Raw genomic sequence first — 17,250 nt, 5'->3', positions numbered from 1 at the left:
CATGGGTACGCACAGTGGCTAGGGTTCTGCGGGCCCAATTCGGGGGAACCGGCGGAGGGTTGACCTACCCCCGGTTCAGACGATCGAACCGTCGACAAAACACCAGCGCCAGGTCTCTCCCGGCTCGAAGCTCCGCATCACCGGATGCCCGGTCTCGTGGTGGTGCGCGGTGGCGTGCCGGTGGGGGGAGGAGTCGCAGCAGGCCACGTACCCGCACCCCAGGCACATCCGCAGTTGCACCGGATGACTTCCGACGGCCTCACATTCCGGGCACGTCGGCCCATGCGGGACGGGCTCGGGGCGCGGCAGTTCTGCAACGTGGGTGCACTCGCTCATGATGGCCAGCGTACGACCGGCCGACGGATGGGGATGATCACCGATGGAGGTATTGCCGCTGGTGGCGCTCGTGGCGGGGAGCGCGGCCGTGGCCGGGTTCGCCCGCCGCACGCCGGTTCCGGCGCCGCTGCTGCTGGTCGCGGCCGGTCTGATCGCCGCGTACCTGCCGGGCGTGCCGCAGTACGCCCTCGACCCGCACATCGTGCTCCCGCTGCTGCTCCCGCCGCTGCTGCACACGGCCGCGGTGGACAGCTCGTACCTGGACCTGCGGGCCAACGCGCGGCCGATCGCGCTGCTGTCGGTGGGCTACGTGCTGTTCGCGACGCTGGCCGTCGGGTACGTGGCGTACCTGCTGGTGCCGGGCCTGTCGCTGCCGGTGGCGCTGGTGCTGGGGGCGGTGGTGGCCCCGCCGGACGCGGTCGCGGCGACGGCCATCGCCCGCCGGTTGGGGCTGCCGAACCGGGTGACGACCATCCTCCAGGGGGAGTCGCTCGTCAACGACGCCACCGCCATCACCGCCTACAAGGTGGCGCTGGCGGCGGCGGTCGGGGTGGGCGCGGGGTGGGCCGGTGGGCTCGCGGAGTTCCTGCTCGCGTCCGTGGGCGGCGTCGGGGTGGGCCTGCTGCTGATGGTGCCGATCCACCAGCTGCGCAAACGGCTGAAGGAGCCGCTGCTGCAGAACACGCTCTCGCTGCTGATCCCGTTCGTGGCGTACGCGGTGGCGGAGCGGGTCCACGCGTCCGGGGTGCTGGCGGTGGTGGTGGTCGCGCTGTACCTGGGGCACCGCAACTGGCAGGTCGACTTCGCCACCCGGCTCCAGGAGGAGGCGGTGTGGCGGGTCGTCGCCTTCGTTCTGGAGTCGGTGGTGTTCGCGCTGATCGGGCTCCAGCTGCCGGTGGTGCTGAAGGGGCTCGGCGAGTACGAGGGGATCGCGGCGGCCTGGTACGCGGTCGTGGTGTTCCTCGCGGTGGTGGCGGCGCGGTACCTGTGGGTGTTCCCGGCGACGTTCGTGCCCCGGTGGGTGTCGCGGCGGATCCGTGAGCGGGAGCCCGACACCGACTGGAAGGCCCCGGTCGTCGTGGGCTGGGCGGGGATGCGCGGGGTGGTCTCGCTGGCCATCGCCTTCTCGGTGCCGATCGGCGTGCCGCACCGCAACCTGATCCTCTTCCTCACCTTCACGACCGTCATCGGCACGCTCGTGGTGCAGGGGCTGACCCTGCCGCCGCTGATCCGGGCGCTCAGGCTGCCGGCGCGGGACGCGCGGGCCGAGACCCTGGCGGAGGCCCAGGCGCAGAGCCGGGCCTCGCGGGCGGCGGAGGAACGGCTCGCGGAACTGCTGGAGGACCCGGCGAACAGCACGCTCCCGCCGCCGCTGGTGGACCGGCTGCGCTCGGTGCTGGAGCGGCGGCGCAACGCGGTGTGGGAGCGGCTGGGGGAGGTCAACCCGGTCACGGGGGAGTCGGCGGACGACGTGTACCGGCGGTTGGCGCGGGAGATGATCGGCGCCGAGCGGGAGGTCTTCGTCGCTCTGCGCGACCAGCGGCGCATCGACGACGAGATGCTGCGGGCCCTGTTGCGCCGACTGGACCTGGAGGAGGCGGCGGCGTACCGGGAGGAGTCGCCGTGACAGGCCCTACGGGCGGCCCGTGACGACGGCGACCAGGGCGGTGCCGCGGGGGAAGGCGCCGGAGGTGGTGAGGGCGGTCAGGGCCCACAGCAGCTTGGCCACGTAGATCCGCTCGACGGGGAGGCCGTGGCGGGACTCGAAGTCGGCGGCGAACTCCTCCAGTGGTCGGGGGACGCGGGCGTAGCCGCCGTGGTCGAAGCCCTCGGCCAGGCTCCAGTCGCCGGCCGGGCCGCCGAAGGCCCGGCTCTGGAGGGAACGCATCTCCGCCTCCAGGAAGCCGCCCGCCAACACGGGTACGCCGAGGGCCCGCTGCCCGGGGGCGAGGCCCGCCGCGAGTCCGGCCAGGGTCCCGCCCGTGCCGCAGGCCACCGCGACGACGTCGCCCGCGTCCCGCAGCTCGCGGCCGAGCTCCGCGCAGCCGCCCAGGGCGAGGGCGTTGCTGCCGCCCTCGGGGATCACGTACGCCCCGACCGCGTCGGCTGCCTCCAGCAGGCGGGCCAGGGTCGCCGGTTCGGCCTTGTGGCGGTACTCCGTCCGGGTCACGAAGCGCAGCCGCATGCCGTCCGCGGCGCAGCGGGCGAGGGAGTCGTTGAGCGGCCGGTCGGCCAGCTCGTGCCCGCGGACGACGCCGGTGGTGCGCAGTCCGAGCAGCCGCCCGGCGGCGGCGGTGGCCCGCAGGTGGTTGGAGTAGGCGCCGCCGAAGGTGACGAGCCCGTCGTGGCCCGTCTCCAGCGCGGCCCGCAGATTGGGGGCGAGCTTGCGCCACTTGTTCCCGGGCAGCTCGGGATGGACGAGGTCGTCCCGCTTCAGCAGCAGCCGCACCCCGCGCGCGGCGAACCGCTCGTCGGGGATCTCGACGAGCGGTGACGCGGGGCGCGGGGACAGTTCGGGGTGGGGCACGGACCCATTGTCCGGTGGGGGCGGGCGGGGTGGCGGGTCAGGGCTTCAGGATCTCCGCGACGCGTTCGCGCATCGAGTCCATGGTGAAGCCGACCGGGTCGATCTTGCCGGGCTGCCATTCGCGGTGGCCGATCACCGAGCGGGCGGTCCAGCCGTGGACGCGGCAGACGGCCGCCGCCGCGCGGGCGATGGCGTCGAGCTGGACGGCGGGCCAGGGGTCCTCGCCGTTGCCGAGGTTCTCGCACTCGAAGCCGTAGAAGTGGCGGTTGCCGTCCACGTTCGCCTGGTTGTCCGCGGGGAGGCGCTTCTCGGCGATGACGGCGGCCAGGACGTCGGAGTCGCCGGCGCCCGCGTGGTTGGTGCGGCCGTAGCCGACGAGGTGGATCCGGCCGTCCTTGGTGATGACCCCGTGGCACAGGGGACCGGGCAGGGCGCTGGAGCCGTCGCGGCACAGGGCCACGGTGTAGGCGGCGCCGCGGGTGACGGTGTGGTGGACCATCACCCCGTGGACGGGGCCCCAGGGGCCCTTGTGGTTGCGGTTGCGGGTGCGCCAGGCGCCGACCTCGACGACGGTGAGGTCGGCGCCGCGCAGGGCGTTGATGAACCGGGTCGCGGACATGGGTGCGGACACGGGCCCTCCTTCACGACACGGGACGGACACCGTATGTGTGCGTACCGTTACGTTCCGGTGTAGCGGAGGGAAGGGTTCCGCGCCTAGGGCGGGTTTCGGCCGGCCGTCAGGCGGAAGCCAGCCACAGGTCGGGTCCGAACACCTCGTAGTGGATGTCCGCCGCGGCCACTCCCTTGTCCAGGAGCTGTGCGCGCACCGCCCGCATGAAGGGGAGGGGGCCGCACAGGTAGGCGCGGGTGTCGGGGGCGACCGCGACGTCCGTCAGGTCCACCCGCCCGGTGAGGTCGCCCGGCTCGGCCCCGGCCTCGTACCAGAAGTGGGCGCTCGCGTCGGGGAGCTTGTGGGTCAGGGCGCGGTGGTCGGCGCGCAGGGCGTGCTCGCCGGGCGTGCGGTCACCGTGCACGACGGTGACGGGGGAGGCGTGTCCGGTCTCGGTGAGGTGCTCCAGCATCGAGAGCATCGGGGTGCAGCCGATGCCGGCCGAGGCGAGCAGGACCGGCGCGGTCGACTCCCGGAGCGCCAGGTCCCCGTACGGGGCCGAGACGCGCAGGGTGTCGCCGGGGCGCACGGCCGCGTGCAGGTGGTTGGAGACCTCGCCGTCGGGGCCGCCGGCCGCCGGGCCGTGGACCCGCTTGACGGTGACGGCGCGCAGCGGGGCGCCGGGGGAGGAGGAGAGGCTGTACTGGCGGATCTGGCGGGCCCCGTCGGGGAGCTCGACCTGTACGGAGACGTACTGGCCGGGCAGGGCGCGCGGGAGGTCGCCCCCGTCGGCCGGGGCGAGGTGGAAGGTGGCGACGTCCGGCGTCTCCTCGATCCGGGCGGTGACGGTCCACTGCCGCCACACGTCGCCCGCGAGGACGCGCTGTTCGGCGTAGAGGCGCTCCTCGATGGCGATGAGGGCGTTCGCCATCAGCCAGTAGACCTCGTCCCAGGCCTCGGCGACCTCGGGGGTAACGGCCTCGCCGAGGATCTCGACGATGGCGGCGAAGAGGTGGGTGTGGACGACCGGGTACTGCTCGCGGGTCACGCCCAGGGAGGCGTGTTTGTGGGCGATCCGCCCGAGCATCACGTCGGGCCGGGTGTCCGGGTGCTCCAGGAGGTGGCCGGCGAAGGCGGCTATGGAGCCGGCGAGGGCCTGCTTCTGGAGTCCGGCGTTCTGGTTGCCCCGGTTGAACAGGTCCCGGAGCAGCTCCGGGTGGGCCGCGAACAGCTTCTCGTAGAACAGCTCCGTGATGTCGCCGATGGCCGCCCCGACGGCGGGCAGGCTGGCGCGTACGGTCGCGGCCGACTTCTCCGAAAGCATGGGTGCTCCTCGTTCCTCGTCTAATTGGTATGGCAGATTCATATTCAAGGGCGTGCGGAGGTGCCGTGGCAGGGCGTAAATCTGTTCGGGTGCCCTCGTGTCCCGCTCGTGAGGGGCCGGCGGGGTCGCGGCGGGCGGACCTATTCGGCCATCCGGTCCCCGGAACCGCCCCGCGGGCCGCCGGTGCCCGAGAGGGCGAGCAATACGGGGCCCGTCGGGGCCGCCACCAGCTCGTTCACCGTCAGCGGGTCCAGCGCGGCGTAGAAGGCCTCCTGTGCGCGCCGCAGTGCCCCGCGCAGGACGCACGCCCCGCGCAGCGGGCACGGGACGGTGCCGTCGCAGTCCACGACGTCCCCCGCGCCCTCCAGCTCGCGCACCACCCCGCCCACCGAGGCCGCGCGCCCCGCGGGGGTGAGGGCGAGACCGCCGCCCCGCCCGCGCCGCGCCTCGACCAGGCCGAGATGTTGCAGCCTGGCGACCACCTTGGCCGTGTGGGTGTACGGGACCTCCATGCTCGCCGCGACATCGCGCGTCGTCGGGAGGTCCGTCTCCTCGACGGCCAGGCGCATCAGGACGCGCAGCGCCAGGTCGGTGAATCGGGTCAGCCGCATGGCCTCAGCGTAGAAAACTTGCATCGCAGATACAAGTTAAGTGTCGGCGAGGTCCGTGCCGGCCGGAACCGATGGGGTGGAGGGGCCGCCGGGTGGAGAAGTCGGGCCAAGCAGGATGCCCACACCCGTACGGAGTAGTCCCACCCTTTTGTGTAATGGCCACGCCACGTCACGGGCCGGCAGCGTTCCGTCCGCAGATCCATGGAGTGATCGAAAGGGAAAGACATGTCGGTCCAGGCGGGTTCCGAGTCCGAAGCCCAGACACCGCAGCGCAGTCTCGGTACCTCGGCCGCGCGGAACTTGGCAACCACGACCAAGTCCGTGCCGCAGATGCAGGAGATCACCTCCCGGTGGCTCCTGAAGACGCTCCCGTGGGTCTCGGTGCAGGGCGGCACCTACCGGGTCAACCGCCGACTCACCCACACCGTCGGCAACGGGATCGTCGAGTTCGTCAAGACCGGCACCCAGGTCCAGGTCATCCCCGCCGAACTCGGCGAACTGCCCCTGCTGCGCGGCTACGAGGACGAGGAGGTCCTCACCGAACTCGCCGCCCGCTGCCGCCAGCTCGACTTCGAGGCCGGCCAGGAGCTCACCTCCTTCGGCAGCCCCTCCGACCAGGTCTTCCTCCTCGCCCACGGCCGCGTCGAACAGATCGGCCCCGGCCCCTACGGCGACGACGCGGTCCTGCGCACCGTCGCCGACGGCGCCTTCTTCGGCGAGGACTCCCTCGCGGAGGAGGAGGCGATCTGGGAGTACACGGCCCGCGCCGCCACCGCCGGCACCGCCCTGGTCCTCACCCGCCAGGACTTCCGGCTCCTCGCCGACCGGGTCGACTCCCTGCGCGCCCACGTGGACAGCGCCCGGGCCACCCCCGACCGGCGCACCAACCCCTACGGCGAGGCGGCGATCGACCTCTCCGCCGGCCACGAGGGCGAGGCCGTCCTCCCGGGCACCTTCGTCGACTACGAGGCCCGTCCGCGCGAGTACGAACTCTCCATTGCACAAACGGTCCTGCGCGTCCACACCCGCGTCGCCGACCTCTACAACCACCCCATGAACCAGACCGAGCAGCAGTTGCGGCTCACGGTCGAGGCGCTGCGCGAGCGCCAGGAGCACGAGATGCTCAACAACCGCGGGTTCGGGCTCCTCCACAACGCCGACTACGACCAGCGGATCCAGCCCCACGACGGCGCCCCCACCCCGGACGACTTCGACGCGCTGCTGTCCATGCGCCGCGACTCCAACCTGTTCCTCGCGCACCCCAAGGCCATCGCCGCCTTCGGCCGCGAGTGCAACAAGCGCGGCCTCTACCCCGAGACCATCGACGTCGCCGGGACCCGGGTGCCGGCCTGGCGCGGGGTCCCGATCTTCCCGAGCAACAAGATCCCGATCAGCGACGCCCGTACGACCTCCATCCTGTGCATGCGCACCGGCGAGTCCGAACAGGGCGTGATCGGCCTGCACCAGCCCGGCATCCCGGACGAGATCGAGCCGAGCGTGTCCGTGCGCTTCATGGGCATCAGCGAGCAGGCGATCATCTCCTACCTGGTCACCGCCTACTTCTCCGCCGCCGTCCTGGTGCCGGACGCGCTCGGCGTCCTGGAGAACGTCGAGATCGGACGATGGCGCTGATGAGCGCGCACACCCTCGCCCGGGGCGAGGGGCAGGAGGCCTCGGTCCTGCTGGAGCGGACCAGGGAAGCGGTCGACCCGGAGCTGCGCCGGGCCGTCGAGAGCCTGCCCGGCGGCATGCGACGGGTGGCGATGTACCACTTCGGCTGGGAACGGGAGGACGGCACCGCGGCCCAGGAGGGCGCGGGCAAGGCCATCCGGCCGGCGCTCGTCCTGGCCTCGGCCCGGGCGCTGCGCCCCGCCGCTTCCGGGACCGCCGAAGAGGCCGTCGAGGCGGCGGCGGTGCGGGGCGCGGTGGCCGTGGAACTGGCGCACAACTTCACGCTGCTCCACGACGACGTCGTCGACAAGGACGTCCGCCGCCGCGGCCGACCCACGGCCTGGACCGTCTTCGGCACCGCCGACGCGATCATCACCGGCGACGCCATGATGGCCCTCGCCCTGCGGCTGCTCGCCGAGGACCCGCACCCGGCCTCGGCCCGGGCCTCCGCCCGCCTCGCGGCCTGCATCGTCGAACTCTGCGCGGGGCAGCAGGCGGACTGCGCCTTCGAGGTGCGCCCGGACGTCTCGCTCGACGAGTGCCTGACCATGGCCACGGCCAAGACGGGGGCGCTGCTCGGCTGCTCCTGCGCGATGGGCGCGCTGTACGCGGGGGCCGGGGCCGAGGAGGCCGACGCGATCGACGCCTTCGGCCGCGAGGCCGGCATCGCCTTCCAGCTGATCGACGACCTGATCGGCATCTGGGGCGACCCGGGCCACACCGGCAAGCCCGCCGGGGCCGATCTGCTGGCCCGCAAGAAGTCCCTGCCCGTCGTGGCCGCCCTCACCTCGGGCACCGGGGCGGGCGAGGAACTGGCCGCGCTCTACGCGGGCCCGATGAGCGGGGACGACGTCACCCGCGCGGCCCGCGCGGTGGAGCGCGCCGGCGGGCGCGACTGGGCCCAGGCCCACGCGGCCGACCGGATGGGCCGGGCGGTGCAGGAACTGTCGCGGGCCGTACCCGACCTCGCGGCGGCCGACGGGCTGCTCGCGCTGGCGGAGTTCGTCACCCGCCGCACCCGGTGACGGCCGCGAGGTGACGGCCGCGAGGTGACGGCCGCCCGGTGACACCGGGCGACGCGCACCCCGCGACGGCCGTGCGCCCCCCGATCGCGACGCCGCCGACCGTCCTCGGCGGCGTCGTTCGCGGCAGGCTCGTTCCGGCAGCGTGAGGGCGCCGGAACGGGCCTTTCCGCGTAGGTGCGTCAACTCTAGGATCACACCCGGTTGTTGACGTCCGAGTGGAGGGTGTGACCCGTGGTGCTGGAGATACGTCAGGCGGACCGGTCGGAGCGCGACGAGGTCGCGCGGCTGCTGGACGCGGCCTTCCGGGACGACCCCGTGAGCAGCTGGGTCTTCCCCGACCCGGAGCACCGCGCCGCCGTGCACGGCCGCTTCCTCGGGGTGTTCGTGGACGTGGCCCTCGCGGAGGGGCGGATCGACCGGGCGGCGGACGGCTCCGCGGCGGCGCTGTGGCTGCGGATCCCCGCCGGCGAGCCGGAGGGCGAGGATGAGATCCCGGCGAAGATGCGCGCCGTGGCCGATCCGGACAACGAACGCTGCGAGCTCGTCGGCCGGCTCACCGGGGCGGTGCACCCGACGTCCGAGGAGCACGAGTACCTGCTGATGATCGCCGTCGCGCCGGGCCGTCAGGGGGAGGGGCTGGGGACGGAGCTGATGCGTCCGGTGCTGGAGCGCTGCGACCGGGACGGCGTACCGGCGTACCTGGAGGCGAGCAGCGAGCGCAGTCGGCGGCTGTACGAGCGGCTCGGCTTCGCGTGCACGGGCGAGGCCGTGCGGCTGCCGGAGGGGCCGCTCATGTGGCCGATGTGGCGCAAACCGCTCGGCTGAAAAACGCCCTTGGTGAAGTACTTCAGGTGAAGTACTTTGACTGGCGTGCACCGGAGCGGTGGCACGGTCGAACGGAAGAGAATCGCTTGCGCAAGCTCACGTACTTCATCGCGACGACGGTCGACGGGTTCATCGGTGCCCCGGACGGCGAGGCGGACTTCATCTACCCCTACGTCGACGCGGAGTTCATCGAACACCTCAGGGCCGAGTACCCCGAGACCGTCTCCGGCCTCGGACGCGCGCAGCTCGGGATGGACGACCTCCCGCCCCGCCGCTTCGACACGGTGGTGATGGGCCGCGGGACCTACGAGCCCGGCCTGAAGGTGGGCATGACCAGCCCCTACGGCCACATGCGCGAGCAGTACGTCGTCTCGCGCTCCCTCGCCGAGACCCCGGACCCGCAGGTGCGGCTGATCAGCGGCGACGTGGTGGCGGCGGTGCGCGAGCTGAAGGCCCGCGACGGGCTCGACATCTGGCTCTGCGGCGGCGCGGACCTCGCCGGTCAGCTGGTCGACGAGATCGACGAGTACATCGTCAAGACCTACCCGCTCGTCGTCGGCACCGGCATGCCCATGTCCCGCGCCGGCTTCGGCGTCCGACCCCTGGAGCTGACCGGCTGCACCGTCCTCGGCGGCGGCCAGATCGTCACCTCCTACGCCGTGAAGCGCTGACCCGCCACACGCGCGAAAACCGGCCTACCGTGGAGGTATGGCCGGTGAACAGCAGCACGTGCGGGAGACGGTCGCACCGCGGGCCGGACACGAGAGGTACGCGTGTCCGGCCTGCGGGCGTGCCGTGGATACGGTCGTCAGTCGACGCAAGTCGCTCGGGATCTTCGTGCCGGACTGGCACGCGGGTCCCTGCCACAATCCGGAATGCCTCCGCTACCTCGCCCCCGAGGGGGTGGGCCGGGTGCCCTCCGGCGAGGGCGCCTGACGCGCCGCGGCGGCCGACCCCGGCCGGCCGCCGCGACGACCCGGTCTACTGGCCCTTCGAGCCGAGGCCCGAGGCGGCGAAGCCGTTGGCCCACAGCTGGTTGACGCGCGACCGCTCGGCGCTGTTCGGGGTGGCGTTCGTGCAGGAGGTGCCCGGCCCGCCGCCCGACATCAGCTCACTGCACGGACCCGAGTAGTGGTCCGGCAGGCCCAGCACGTGGCCCGTCTCGTGCGAGGTCACGCGGGTGGAGTTGTACTGCTGGTTCTGGCGGTAGTCGAGGAAGATGTAGCCGCGACCGTGGCCGTCCGTGCTCGCGTACGAGCCGCGCGAGTCGTTGCCCTCGCGGTAGGAGAAGCTCCCGCCGGAGGACACCTCCTGGAGCTTCACGTTGGTGACCGAGCTGTTCCAGATGCGGGTGGAGTTGGCTATCTGGGTGCGGAAGCTGGGCGCGCTGCGGGTGTTGTAGGTGACGGTGACCACGGCGGCGCCGGGGTTCGCGGCCCGCTGCTCGACGACCGAGCGCTGCACGGCCTCGAAGAAGGCGCGGTTGGCGGCCTGGTTCTCCTGGGAGTTCTCGTACGCCGCGTACCCGGCGGCGAGTTCGGCCGGGGCGGCCGTCGTGGCGGTGGCCGTGGGGGCGAAGCCGACGAGGGCGGCGGCGAGGCCCAGTCCGACGGTGGCGGCCGTCATGGGCATACGGAAGGGGCGCATGTGGGGGTGCTCCTACTCGTCCGGTGCGGTGGGGGGTGGTGGTTCGGTACCGGAGTCTGCGGGAGCCGACGGCGCGCGGGGATGATGTCAGCGCCCGATAGCACACACCTATCGGGGAGTTTTCGGTGAGATTTACCACGGGCAACTGGCGTGAGAATGGCGGGATTCGGGGGGCTATAGGCGACTGGTGCGGTCCACCGGCCCCGTCCTACCCTCGGGGCATGGAGCTCGAGGTGAGGCACCTGCGCGCGCTGTGCGCCATCGCCGACGCCGGCAGCCTGCACAAGGCCGCGCGGCAACTCGGTGTGAGCCAGCCCTCGTTGACCACGCAGTTACAGCGGATCGAACGGGCCCTGGACGGCGAGCTGTTCCTGCGCGAACGCACCGGATGCCGGCCGACCCCCTTCGGACGCGCGGTGCTCGGCCGCGCGCGACCCCTGCTCGCCGACATGGCGGCGCTGGTCGCCGAGGCGCGGGCGGCGGCGCACGGCCCCAGGCTGCGGATCGGTTCGACCGCCAGTCGCGCCCTGCCGGGCTGGCTGCGGCGGCTGCACCGCAGGGAGCCGGAGACGGAGACCTCGCTGGTGGTCGACGTGTCGGCGAACGCCCTGCTGCGGATGGTGGCGTCCGGGCAGTTGGACGTGGCCTTCGTGCACGAGGTGGAGGGCAGTCCGCTGCGGGTGCCCGAGGGGCTCCAGATGCGGGTGTTGATGGAGCGCGAACCGCAGTTCGTGTCCATGTCGCGCGACCACCCGGCCGCGCGCTCGCCCGTGGTGGCGTTAGAGGACCTGGCCGAGGACCGCTGGACGGTGGACCCCTCGGTCGACGGGGAGTGGGACGGCCTGCGCAGGGTCTTCGCCGGCGCCGGGCTCGATCCGCCCGTGCTGCACGCCGACTACCACACGGCCACCTCCCTGATCGTCTCCGGCGAGGCCGTCGCCCCCTGCCAGCCCACCTCCGGCCCGCGCGACGACATGGCGATCCGGCCGCTGTCGGGCGACCCCCTCGCCGTGCGGTTGCTGCTGGCGACCCGTCCGGGGGCGCACGCCGAGGTCTACCAGGACCTCCGCGCCGCCTACCGCGAGGCCGCCCTCGGCACCCCGCCGTACCGGGCGTGGCTCCACCACCACGCGAGTCCGCTGCTGGCGGCCTGAGAGCGCCTTCCGAGCCCGACCCGAGCCCCCGACCCGGCCCGGACCCCGACCGGGGTCCGGGCCGTCGTCGTGCCCGCGCGCCGGGACGCGCGCGGCCGAAGGGGGCGGTTCCCGGACATCGGGCCGGTTGCTTGACTTCCCCCGACCGCGATATATCGTGTTGTACAGAAGACGCGATATGTTGCGTGCGTCAGCCCACGAGGAGGAGCAGCACCATGGCAGAGCAGACGACGTGGTCCGTCGCGGCACCGCAGAAGCTCACCTTCGAGGAACCGGTCACCGACCTCCGCGTCCGCATCGTCGGCGGCGCCGTCAACGTCGTCGCGGCCGAGGACGGGCCGGCCCGCCTGGAGGTCGCCGAGGTCGACGGCCCGCCCCTCCACGTGGTCCAGGAGGGCGGCGTCCTCACCCTCTCCTACGAGGACCTGCCCTGGAACGGCTCCCAGGGCCTGCGCAAGTGGTTCGAGAGCAAGCCCTGGAAGGCCTGGTCCGGCGCCTCCGAGGACGGCCGCAAGGCATGGGAGCGCAGCGTCACCGTCACCCTCACCGTCCCCGCCGCCACCCGCGTCCAACTCGCTGCCGTCAGCGCCGCCACCTTCGTCTCCGGAATCTCCGGCGGGACGGACGTCAACGGCGTGTCCGGCGACGCGACCCTCGTGGCCCTCTCCGGCCGGGTCAAGGCGCACACCGTCTCCGGCAGCGTCGAGGCGCAGTCCGTCACCGGCGAGTTCGGCTTCCACTCCGTCTCCGGCGGCCTGACGGTGGTGGACGGCTCCGGCGGGAACGTACGCGCCGACTCGGTCAGCGGCGACATGCTCATCGACCTCGCCCCCGACCCGGGGGCGGATCGGCCGGTGGACGTCTTCCTCAACTCCGTCTCCGGACAGGTCGCGATCCGCCTCCCGCACCCCGCCGACGCCAAGGTCGAGGCCAACACCGCCACCGGCGGCGTCTCCAACGCCTTCGAGGACCTGCGCGTCTCCGGCCAACTGGGCGCCAAGCGGATCACCGGCACCCTCGGCACCGGCGCCGGCACCCTGCGCGCCACGACCGTCTCCGGAGCCATCGCCCTGCTGCGCCGTCCCCCGGCCGACGCCGACGCCGCCACCCCGCTCCAGCTCGACAAGAAGGTGCTCTGACATGCCGCCCGTCTTCGCCCACGGCCGCCTCCGCCTCTACCTGCTCAAACTGCTGGACGAGGCGCCGCGCCACGGCTACGAGGTGATCCGCCTGCTGGAGGAGCGCTTCCAGGGCCTCTACGCGCCCTCCGCGGGCACCGTGTACCCGCGCCTGGCCAAGCTGGAGGCCGAGGGGCTCGTCACCCACGCCACCGAGGGCGGGCGGAAGGTGTACTCCATCACCGAGGCGGGCCGCGCCGAACTGGCCGACCGCGGCGGCGAACTGGCCGACCTGGAACTGGAGATCCGCGACTCGGTCTCCGAACTGGCCGCCGAGATCCGCGACGACGTCCGGGGCGCCGCCGGCGATCTGCGCCGGGAGATGCGGGCCGCCGCCGCCTCGGCGACGGCCACCCCCGTCGAGGACGACTCCTGGAAGGCGGCCAAGGAGGAACTGCGCAAGGCGCGCGTGGAGTGGAAGGAACAGGCGCGCCGGGCGAAGGACGAGAGCCGCCGGGCCCGCGAGGAGGCGCAGGCGGCCCGCCGGCAGGCGAAGGAGGCCCAGGACCGGGCCCGCGAGGAGGTCCAGCGGATCGCGGCCCAGCTCCAGGAGCAGTTCTCGAAGTCGAGTGGGGTGCTGGGGAGCCTGGCCGGCGCCTGGCTGGGCGGCGGCAGCGGCCCCGCGGCGCCGGATCCCGCCGGGGCGGGTGCCGCCGAGACGGCGAGCGCCCCTGGACCCGCCGGAGCGGGCTGGGCCGAGGACCTCACCCCCTCCGCCGACCCGGCGCGGGACCTGGACCGGCTCCTGGACCGCTTCCGCGACGACGTCCGCGACGCGGCCCGCGACCACGGCGTGAACCCGGCCCAGCTGGCCGAGGCCCGCGCCCACCTCGCGGCGGCCGCCGCCCGCATCGAAGCGGGGCTGCGCCCGGGAGCGTAGGCCCGCCGGCCCGTCCCCCCGGCGTCGGGCGCGCAGCCCCGCCGGGGCGCGCAGGCCCGGCGCCCGCTCGGGCGTGACCTGGGGTGCGGCGCCGGTCGTGGGGTTCCCGTCAGGCCGCCAGGCCCGATTCGGCGGTGTCGTAGGTGATCCCCTGGTCCGCGAGGACCTCGCGGACGCTGCCGGGGCGGGCCAGCAGGGCCAGCACCAGGTGCGGGGTGCCGATGCTCCGGTCGCCCCGACCCAGTGCGATGCGTAGCGAGGACTCCAGCGTCTTCTTCGCGCCCTCGGTGAAGGGGACGTGCCGGTGCTCCGACTCCGGGCGGCCCAGCGCCGAGCGCAGCGAGGAGCCGAGGGTGCGCCGGCGCGGCGCGGGGGAGTCCAGGACGCCCGCGCCGTGGGTCTCCTCGACCCGCTCGACGATCCGCGCGAGGTCGATGCCGAGCCCCGCCAGGGCCTGCTCGTCGGCGCGCGAGAGACCGCCCCGACGGCGGGCCGCCGCGAGGGCGCCCGCCACCGTCGCCCGGTCCACGCCGAGCGGGTCCAGGGCGCCGAGGGCGAGCAGGGAGAGCATCAGGTGCTCCTCGGTGACCGTGGCGGCCCCGGCGCGCCTGGCCTCGGCCACCGCCCCCACCACCGTCTCGCGGGCGTCCTTGGTGAAGCGTTCGAACATCACAGCCTCCCGTACTTCTTGTGCACGGCCTGCCGGCTGACGCCCAGCTCGGCCGCGATCTCCTGCCAGGACCAGCCCCGCGCGCGGGCGGCTCGCACCTGCACCGCCTCCAGCTGTTCGAGGAGTCTGCGCAGCGCGGCCACGGAGCGCAGGCCCACGCGCGGGTCGGGGTCTCCGGCCTGTTCGGCGAGATCGGTGGCTTCCGTCATGCGTGTCAATCTAGGTTGACGGCGGGAGGGGTGTCAACCCTGATTGACAAGCGGGCATGGCGGGCGTGGCGGCCGCACGGGCGTGGCGGTCGTACGGGCGTGGCGGTCGTACGGGCGTGGCGGTCGTACGGGTGCGACGGGGTCGCCCACCCGTACGCCGATCCCGACTCAGACCTTGAGGACCACCTTGCCGAAGAGGTCGCCGGACTCCAGCTTCGCGAAGCCCTCGCGCGCCCGGTCCAGCGGCAGCACCTCGTCGATCACGGGGCGCACCCCGGTGGCGGCGCAGAAGGCGAGGAGGTCCTCCAGCTCGTCCTTCGAGCCCATGGTCGAGCCGACCACCTTCAGCTCCAGGAAGAAGATCCGGGTCAGCTCGGCGTGCGCCGGCCGGTCGCCGCTGGTCGCGCCCGAGATGACCAGGGTCCCGCCGGGGCGCAGCGACTTGACCGAGTGCGACCAGGTGGCGGCGCCGACCGTCTCGATGACGGCGTCCACCCGCTGCGGCAGCCGCGCGCCCGGCTCGTACGCCTCCAGCGCGCCCAGTTCCACGGCCCGCTCCCGCTTGGCGGCGTCGCGGCTCGTGGCGAAGACCCGCAGGCCGGCCGCGCGACCCAGGACGACCGCGGCGGTGGCCACGCCCCCGCCCGCGCCCTGCACCAGTACGGAGTCGCCCGGGCGCACCCCGGCGTTGGTGAACAGCATCCGGTAGGCGGTGAGCCAGGCCGTCGGCAGGCAGGCGGCCTCCTCGAAGGAGAGCTCGGCGGGCTTGGGCAGCACGTTCCAGGCGGGGACGGTGACCTGCTCGGCGAAGGTGCCCTGGTAGCGCTCGGTGAGGATGGAGCGGGGCTCGTCCGGGCCGACCCCGTGGCCGCTCTGGCCGATGACGGAGTGCAGGACGACCTCGTTGCCGTCCTGGTCGACCCCGGCGGCGTCGCAGCCGAGGATCATGGGCAGTTTGTCCTCGCCGAGGCCCACTCCGCGCAGCGACCAGAGGTCGTGGTGGTTGAGGGAGGCGGCACGGACGTCGACGGTCACCCAGCCGGGGCGGGCCACGGGGGCCGGGCGCTCGCCCAGCGTGAGGCCGTTCAGCGGCTGGTCGCGGTCGATTCGGGAGGCGTAGGCAGCGAACATGCCGCCAGACGCTACCGCCCGGTAGGCCCGCCGGCCAGGGGTGACCTTCGGGGCGGCCGTCGGGGCCGGCGGGGCGGGTCCGGACGCGCGAAGGCCCGGCCGGAGATCACTCCGGTCGGGCCTTCGTACGTACGGGCTCGTGCGGTCCGGCGCGCCGATCAGGCGAGGCGAGCCACGCCGTCGGCCTTCGCCGCCGCGGCGACGGCGGCGGTGACGGCCGTCGCGACGCGCTCGTCGAACGGCGAGGGGATCACGTAGTCGGCGGCGAGCTCGTCACCGACGACGCCGGCGATGGCGTCGGCGGCGGCGATCTTCATGCCCTCGGTGATCCGGGTCGCGCGGACCTTCAGGGCACCCGCGAAGATGCCCGGGAAGGCCAGCACGTTGTTGATCTGGTTCGGGAAGTCCGACCGACCGGTCGCCACGACGGCCGCGTACTTGTGCGCGATGTCGGGGTGGACCTCGGGGTTCGGGTTGGCCATGGCGAAGACGAAGGAGTTCTTCGCCATGGAGGCCACCGCCTCCTCGCCGACCGTGCCGCCGGAGACGCCGATGAAGACGTCCGCGCCCGCGAGGGCCTCCTCCAGCGTGCCGTTCAGGCCCGTCTTGTTCGTCAGGCCCGCGATCTCGGCCTTGACGTCCGTCAGGTCGGAGCGGTCCGCCGAGACGACGCCCTTGCGGTCGGTGACGCACACGTCGCCGATGCCCGCGTCCACGAGGATCTTGGCGATCGCGATGCCGGCGGCGCCGGCGCCCGCGATCACGGCCCGCAGGTCGCCGAGGGTGCGACCCGTGAGCTTCGCGGCGTTGCGCAGCGCGGCCAGCGTGACGATGGCCGTGCCGTGCTGGTCGTCGTGGAAGATCGGGATGTCGAGCGCCTCCTGGAGGCGCCGCTCGATCTCGAAGCAGCGGGGCGCGGAGATGTCCTCCAGGTTGACCCCGCCGAAGGACGGCGCGAGACGCACGACGGTCTCGATGATCTCGTCCGTGTCCTTGGTGGCGAGCGCGATCGGAACCGCGTCGACACCGCCGAACTGCTTGAAGAGGATGGCCTTGCCCTCCATCACGGGGAGGGAGGCCTCGGGCCCGATGTCACCGAGTCCGAGCACGGCCGTACCGTCGGTGACGACGGCGACCACGTTCGACTTCCAGGTGTACTCGTTCACGAGCTCGGGCTGCTCGGCGATGGCGGTGCACACCTTCGCCACGCCGGGGGTGTACGCCAGGGACAGGTCGTCCTTGTCGTTCACCGGCACCGTGGCCTGGATGGCCATCTTTCCGCCCCGGTGCAGTGCGAACACCGCGTCGGGGTTGTTGTCCGTCGCGCTGTCGCTGCGAGGGTTGACGATCTCCGCTGCCACTTCGTGTGACCCCTTAGGTCCTTTGAATCGTTGAGGGTGGCCACTCCTGGTTAAGAAGTGGGCGGGCACCGCGTCCGTACTCCGCATCGAC

The 17,250-nt window shown here is 73.2% G+C and carries 19 protein-coding genes; 9 read left to right on the top strand and 10 right to left on the bottom strand.

Annotated features, from left to right (window positions below; genetic code table 11):
- Window positions 1-75: 75 nt before the first annotated feature.
- Complete coding sequence (locus ACZ6ZI_RS15475) at window positions 76-336, bottom strand: UBP-type zinc finger domain-containing protein (RefSeq protein WP_469520420.1); 261 nt, start codon at window positions 334-336, stop codon at window positions 76-78.
- 43 nt (window positions 337-379) lie between these two features.
- Here ACZ6ZI_RS15475 and ACZ6ZI_RS15470 point away from each other — a divergent pair, with 43 nt between their 5' ends.
- Entirely contained in the window at window positions 380-1,963 is a 1,584-nt protein-coding gene (locus ACZ6ZI_RS15470; RefSeq protein WP_469520417.1) for a Na+/H+ antiporter, read from the top strand.
- Window positions 1,964-1,969: 6 nt separating this feature from the next.
- On the opposite strand, the gene ACZ6ZI_RS15465 is transcribed toward ACZ6ZI_RS15470, so the two are convergent.
- From ACZ6ZI_RS15465 to ACZ6ZI_RS15450, 4 genes are all read right to left on the bottom strand, one after another.
- Window positions 1,970-2,863, bottom strand: a complete 894-nt coding sequence (locus ACZ6ZI_RS15465; RefSeq protein WP_469520414.1) for a 1-aminocyclopropane-1-carboxylate deaminase/D-cysteine desulfhydrase — start codon at window positions 2,861-2,863, stop codon at window positions 1,970-1,972.
- Window positions 2,864-2,900: 37 nt separating this feature from the next.
- The gene (locus ACZ6ZI_RS15460; protein WP_469520412.1) at window positions 2,901-3,494 is read right to left on the bottom strand and encodes an N-acetylmuramoyl-L-alanine amidase; all 594 of its coding nucleotides are present in this window, start codon (window positions 3,492-3,494) and stop codon (window positions 2,901-2,903) included.
- A 106-nt stretch (window positions 3,495-3,600) separates the two neighbouring features.
- Window positions 3,601-4,797: a globin domain-containing protein gene (locus ACZ6ZI_RS15455; RefSeq protein ID WP_469520409.1), complete on the bottom strand. Its 1,197-nt coding sequence runs from the start codon at window positions 4,795-4,797 to the stop codon at window positions 3,601-3,603.
- Window positions 4,798-4,937: 140 nt separating this feature from the next.
- Window positions 4,938-5,408, bottom strand: coding sequence for an RrF2 family transcriptional regulator (locus ACZ6ZI_RS15450; RefSeq protein ID WP_469520405.1), 471 nt, complete (start codon window positions 5,406-5,408; stop codon window positions 4,938-4,940).
- A gap of 225 nt (window positions 5,409-5,633) precedes the next feature.
- On the opposite strand from ACZ6ZI_RS15450, the gene ACZ6ZI_RS15445 reads away from it, so the two are divergent.
- The 5 genes from ACZ6ZI_RS15445 to ACZ6ZI_RS15425 all read left to right on the top strand — a co-directional run bounded on the left by ACZ6ZI_RS15445 (window position 5,634) and on the right by ACZ6ZI_RS15425 (window position 9,865).
- A complete protein-coding gene (locus tag ACZ6ZI_RS15445) occupies window positions 5,634-7,040 on the top strand; it encodes a family 2B encapsulin nanocompartment shell protein (RefSeq protein ID WP_363053233.1) in 1,407 nt (468 codons plus the stop codon).
- A complete protein-coding gene (locus ACZ6ZI_RS15440) occupies window positions 7,031-8,104 on the top strand; it encodes a family 2 encapsulin nanocompartment cargo protein polyprenyl transferase (protein ID WP_469520402.1) in 1,074 nt (357 codons plus the stop codon). The genes ACZ6ZI_RS15445 and ACZ6ZI_RS15440 overlap by 10 nt, the downstream gene beginning before the upstream one ends.
- A gap of 237 nt (window positions 8,105-8,341) precedes the next feature.
- Window positions 8,342-8,929 (top strand): GNAT family N-acetyltransferase, encoded by a 588-nt coding sequence (locus ACZ6ZI_RS15435; RefSeq protein WP_469520601.1) that lies wholly within the window; start codon window positions 8,342-8,344, stop codon window positions 8,927-8,929.
- 86 nt (window positions 8,930-9,015) lie between these two features.
- On the top strand, window positions 9,016-9,600 hold the full coding sequence (locus tag ACZ6ZI_RS15430; protein ID WP_469520399.1) for a dihydrofolate reductase family protein: 585 nt from the start codon (window positions 9,016-9,018) through the stop codon (window positions 9,598-9,600).
- A gap of 37 nt (window positions 9,601-9,637) precedes the next feature.
- Window positions 9,638-9,865 (top strand): hypothetical protein, encoded by a 228-nt coding sequence (locus ACZ6ZI_RS15425; protein WP_469520396.1) that lies wholly within the window; start codon window positions 9,638-9,640, stop codon window positions 9,863-9,865.
- Window positions 9,866-9,910: 45 nt separating this feature from the next.
- Here ACZ6ZI_RS15425 and snpA read toward each other — a convergent pair whose 3' ends face one another.
- The gene (snpA, locus tag ACZ6ZI_RS15420; RefSeq protein WP_469520394.1) at window positions 9,911-10,576 is read right to left on the bottom strand and encodes a snapalysin; all 666 of its coding nucleotides are present in this window, start codon (window positions 10,574-10,576) and stop codon (window positions 9,911-9,913) included.
- A gap of 221 nt (window positions 10,577-10,797) precedes the next feature.
- Here snpA and ACZ6ZI_RS15415 point away from each other — a divergent pair, with 221 nt between their 5' ends.
- From ACZ6ZI_RS15415 to ACZ6ZI_RS15405, 3 genes are all read left to right on the top strand, one after another.
- Complete coding sequence (locus ACZ6ZI_RS15415) at window positions 10,798-11,730, top strand: LysR family transcriptional regulator (protein WP_363053239.1); 933 nt, start codon at window positions 10,798-10,800, stop codon at window positions 11,728-11,730.
- A gap of 215 nt (window positions 11,731-11,945) precedes the next feature.
- The gene (locus ACZ6ZI_RS15410; RefSeq protein ID WP_469520391.1) at window positions 11,946-12,869 is read left to right on the top strand and encodes a DUF4097 family beta strand repeat-containing protein; all 924 of its coding nucleotides are present in this window, start codon (window positions 11,946-11,948) and stop codon (window positions 12,867-12,869) included.
- Between the two features lies 1 nt (window position 12,870).
- The gene (locus ACZ6ZI_RS15405) at window positions 12,871-13,788 is read left to right on the top strand and encodes a helix-turn-helix transcriptional regulator (protein WP_469520388.1); all 918 of its coding nucleotides are present in this window, start codon (window positions 12,871-12,873) and stop codon (window positions 13,786-13,788) included.
- A gap of 109 nt (window positions 13,789-13,897) precedes the next feature.
- Here the strand turns inward: ACZ6ZI_RS15405 and ACZ6ZI_RS15400 are convergent, their stop codons facing one another.
- From ACZ6ZI_RS15400 to ACZ6ZI_RS15385, 4 genes are all read right to left on the bottom strand, one after another.
- Entirely contained in the window at window positions 13,898-14,458 is a 561-nt protein-coding gene (locus tag ACZ6ZI_RS15400) for a Clp protease N-terminal domain-containing protein (protein WP_469520385.1), read from the bottom strand.
- The gene (locus tag ACZ6ZI_RS15395; protein WP_363053243.1) at window positions 14,458-14,667 is read right to left on the bottom strand and encodes a helix-turn-helix domain-containing protein; all 210 of its coding nucleotides are present in this window, start codon (window positions 14,665-14,667) and stop codon (window positions 14,458-14,460) included. The genes ACZ6ZI_RS15400 and ACZ6ZI_RS15395 overlap by 1 nt, the downstream gene beginning before the upstream one ends.
- Window positions 14,668-14,835: 168 nt before the next feature.
- On the bottom strand, window positions 14,836-15,798 hold the full coding sequence (locus ACZ6ZI_RS15390; RefSeq protein ID WP_469520381.1) for a zinc-binding dehydrogenase: 963 nt from the start codon (window positions 15,796-15,798) through the stop codon (window positions 14,836-14,838).
- 158 nt (window positions 15,799-15,956) lie between these two features.
- The gene (locus ACZ6ZI_RS15385) at window positions 15,957-17,159 is read right to left on the bottom strand and encodes an NAD(P)-dependent malic enzyme (protein WP_469520378.1); all 1,203 of its coding nucleotides are present in this window, start codon (window positions 17,157-17,159) and stop codon (window positions 15,957-15,959) included.
- Window positions 17,160-17,250 lie beyond the last annotated feature (91 nt).

This window comes from Streptomyces sp. NPDC103540, assembly GCF_055584445.1.
The sequence above is the reverse complement of the archived record's forward strand: the minus strand, read 5'-3'. Positions and strand labels throughout refer to the sequence as shown.

Bases quoted from the DNA above. Each gene is read 5' to 3' on its own strand.
- ACZ6ZI_RS15475 (WP_469520420.1), bottom strand. From the start codon at position 336: ATGAGCGAGTGCACCCACGTTGCAGAACTGCCGCGCCCCGAGCCCGTC.
- ACZ6ZI_RS15470 (WP_469520417.1), top strand. From the start codon at position 380: ATGGAGGTATTGCCGCTGGTGGCGCTCGTGGCGGGGAGCGCGGCCGTG.
- ACZ6ZI_RS15455 (WP_469520409.1), bottom strand. From the start codon at position 4,797: ATGCTTTCGGAGAAGTCGGCCGCGACCGTACGCGCCAGCCTGCCCGCC.
- ACZ6ZI_RS15450 (WP_469520405.1), bottom strand. From the start codon at position 5,408: ATGCGGCTGACCCGATTCACCGACCTGGCGCTGCGCGTCCTGATGCGC.
- ACZ6ZI_RS15445 (WP_363053233.1), top strand. From the start codon at position 5,634: ATGTCGGTCCAGGCGGGTTCCGAGTCCGAAGCCCAGACACCGCAGCGC.
- ACZ6ZI_RS15440 (WP_469520402.1), top strand. From the start codon at position 7,031: ATGGCGCTGATGAGCGCGCACACCCTCGCCCGGGGCGAGGGGCAGGAG.
- ACZ6ZI_RS15425 (WP_469520396.1), top strand. From the start codon at position 9,638: ATGGCCGGTGAACAGCAGCACGTGCGGGAGACGGTCGCACCGCGGGCC.
- snpA (WP_469520394.1), bottom strand. From the start codon at position 10,576: ATGCGCCCCTTCCGTATGCCCATGACGGCCGCCACCGTCGGACTGGGC.
- ACZ6ZI_RS15415 (WP_363053239.1), top strand. From the start codon at position 10,798: ATGGAGCTCGAGGTGAGGCACCTGCGCGCGCTGTGCGCCATCGCCGAC.
- ACZ6ZI_RS15410 (WP_469520391.1), top strand. From the start codon at position 11,946: ATGGCAGAGCAGACGACGTGGTCCGTCGCGGCACCGCAGAAGCTCACC.
- ACZ6ZI_RS15405 (WP_469520388.1), top strand. From the start codon at position 12,871: ATGCCGCCCGTCTTCGCCCACGGCCGCCTCCGCCTCTACCTGCTCAAA.
- ACZ6ZI_RS15400 (WP_469520385.1), bottom strand. From the start codon at position 14,458: ATGTTCGAACGCTTCACCAAGGACGCCCGCGAGACGGTGGTGGGGGCG.
- ACZ6ZI_RS15395 (WP_363053243.1), bottom strand. From the start codon at position 14,667: ATGACGGAAGCCACCGATCTCGCCGAACAGGCCGGAGACCCCGACCCG.
- ACZ6ZI_RS15390 (WP_469520381.1), bottom strand. From the start codon at position 15,798: ATGTTCGCTGCCTACGCCTCCCGAATCGACCGCGACCAGCCGCTGAAC.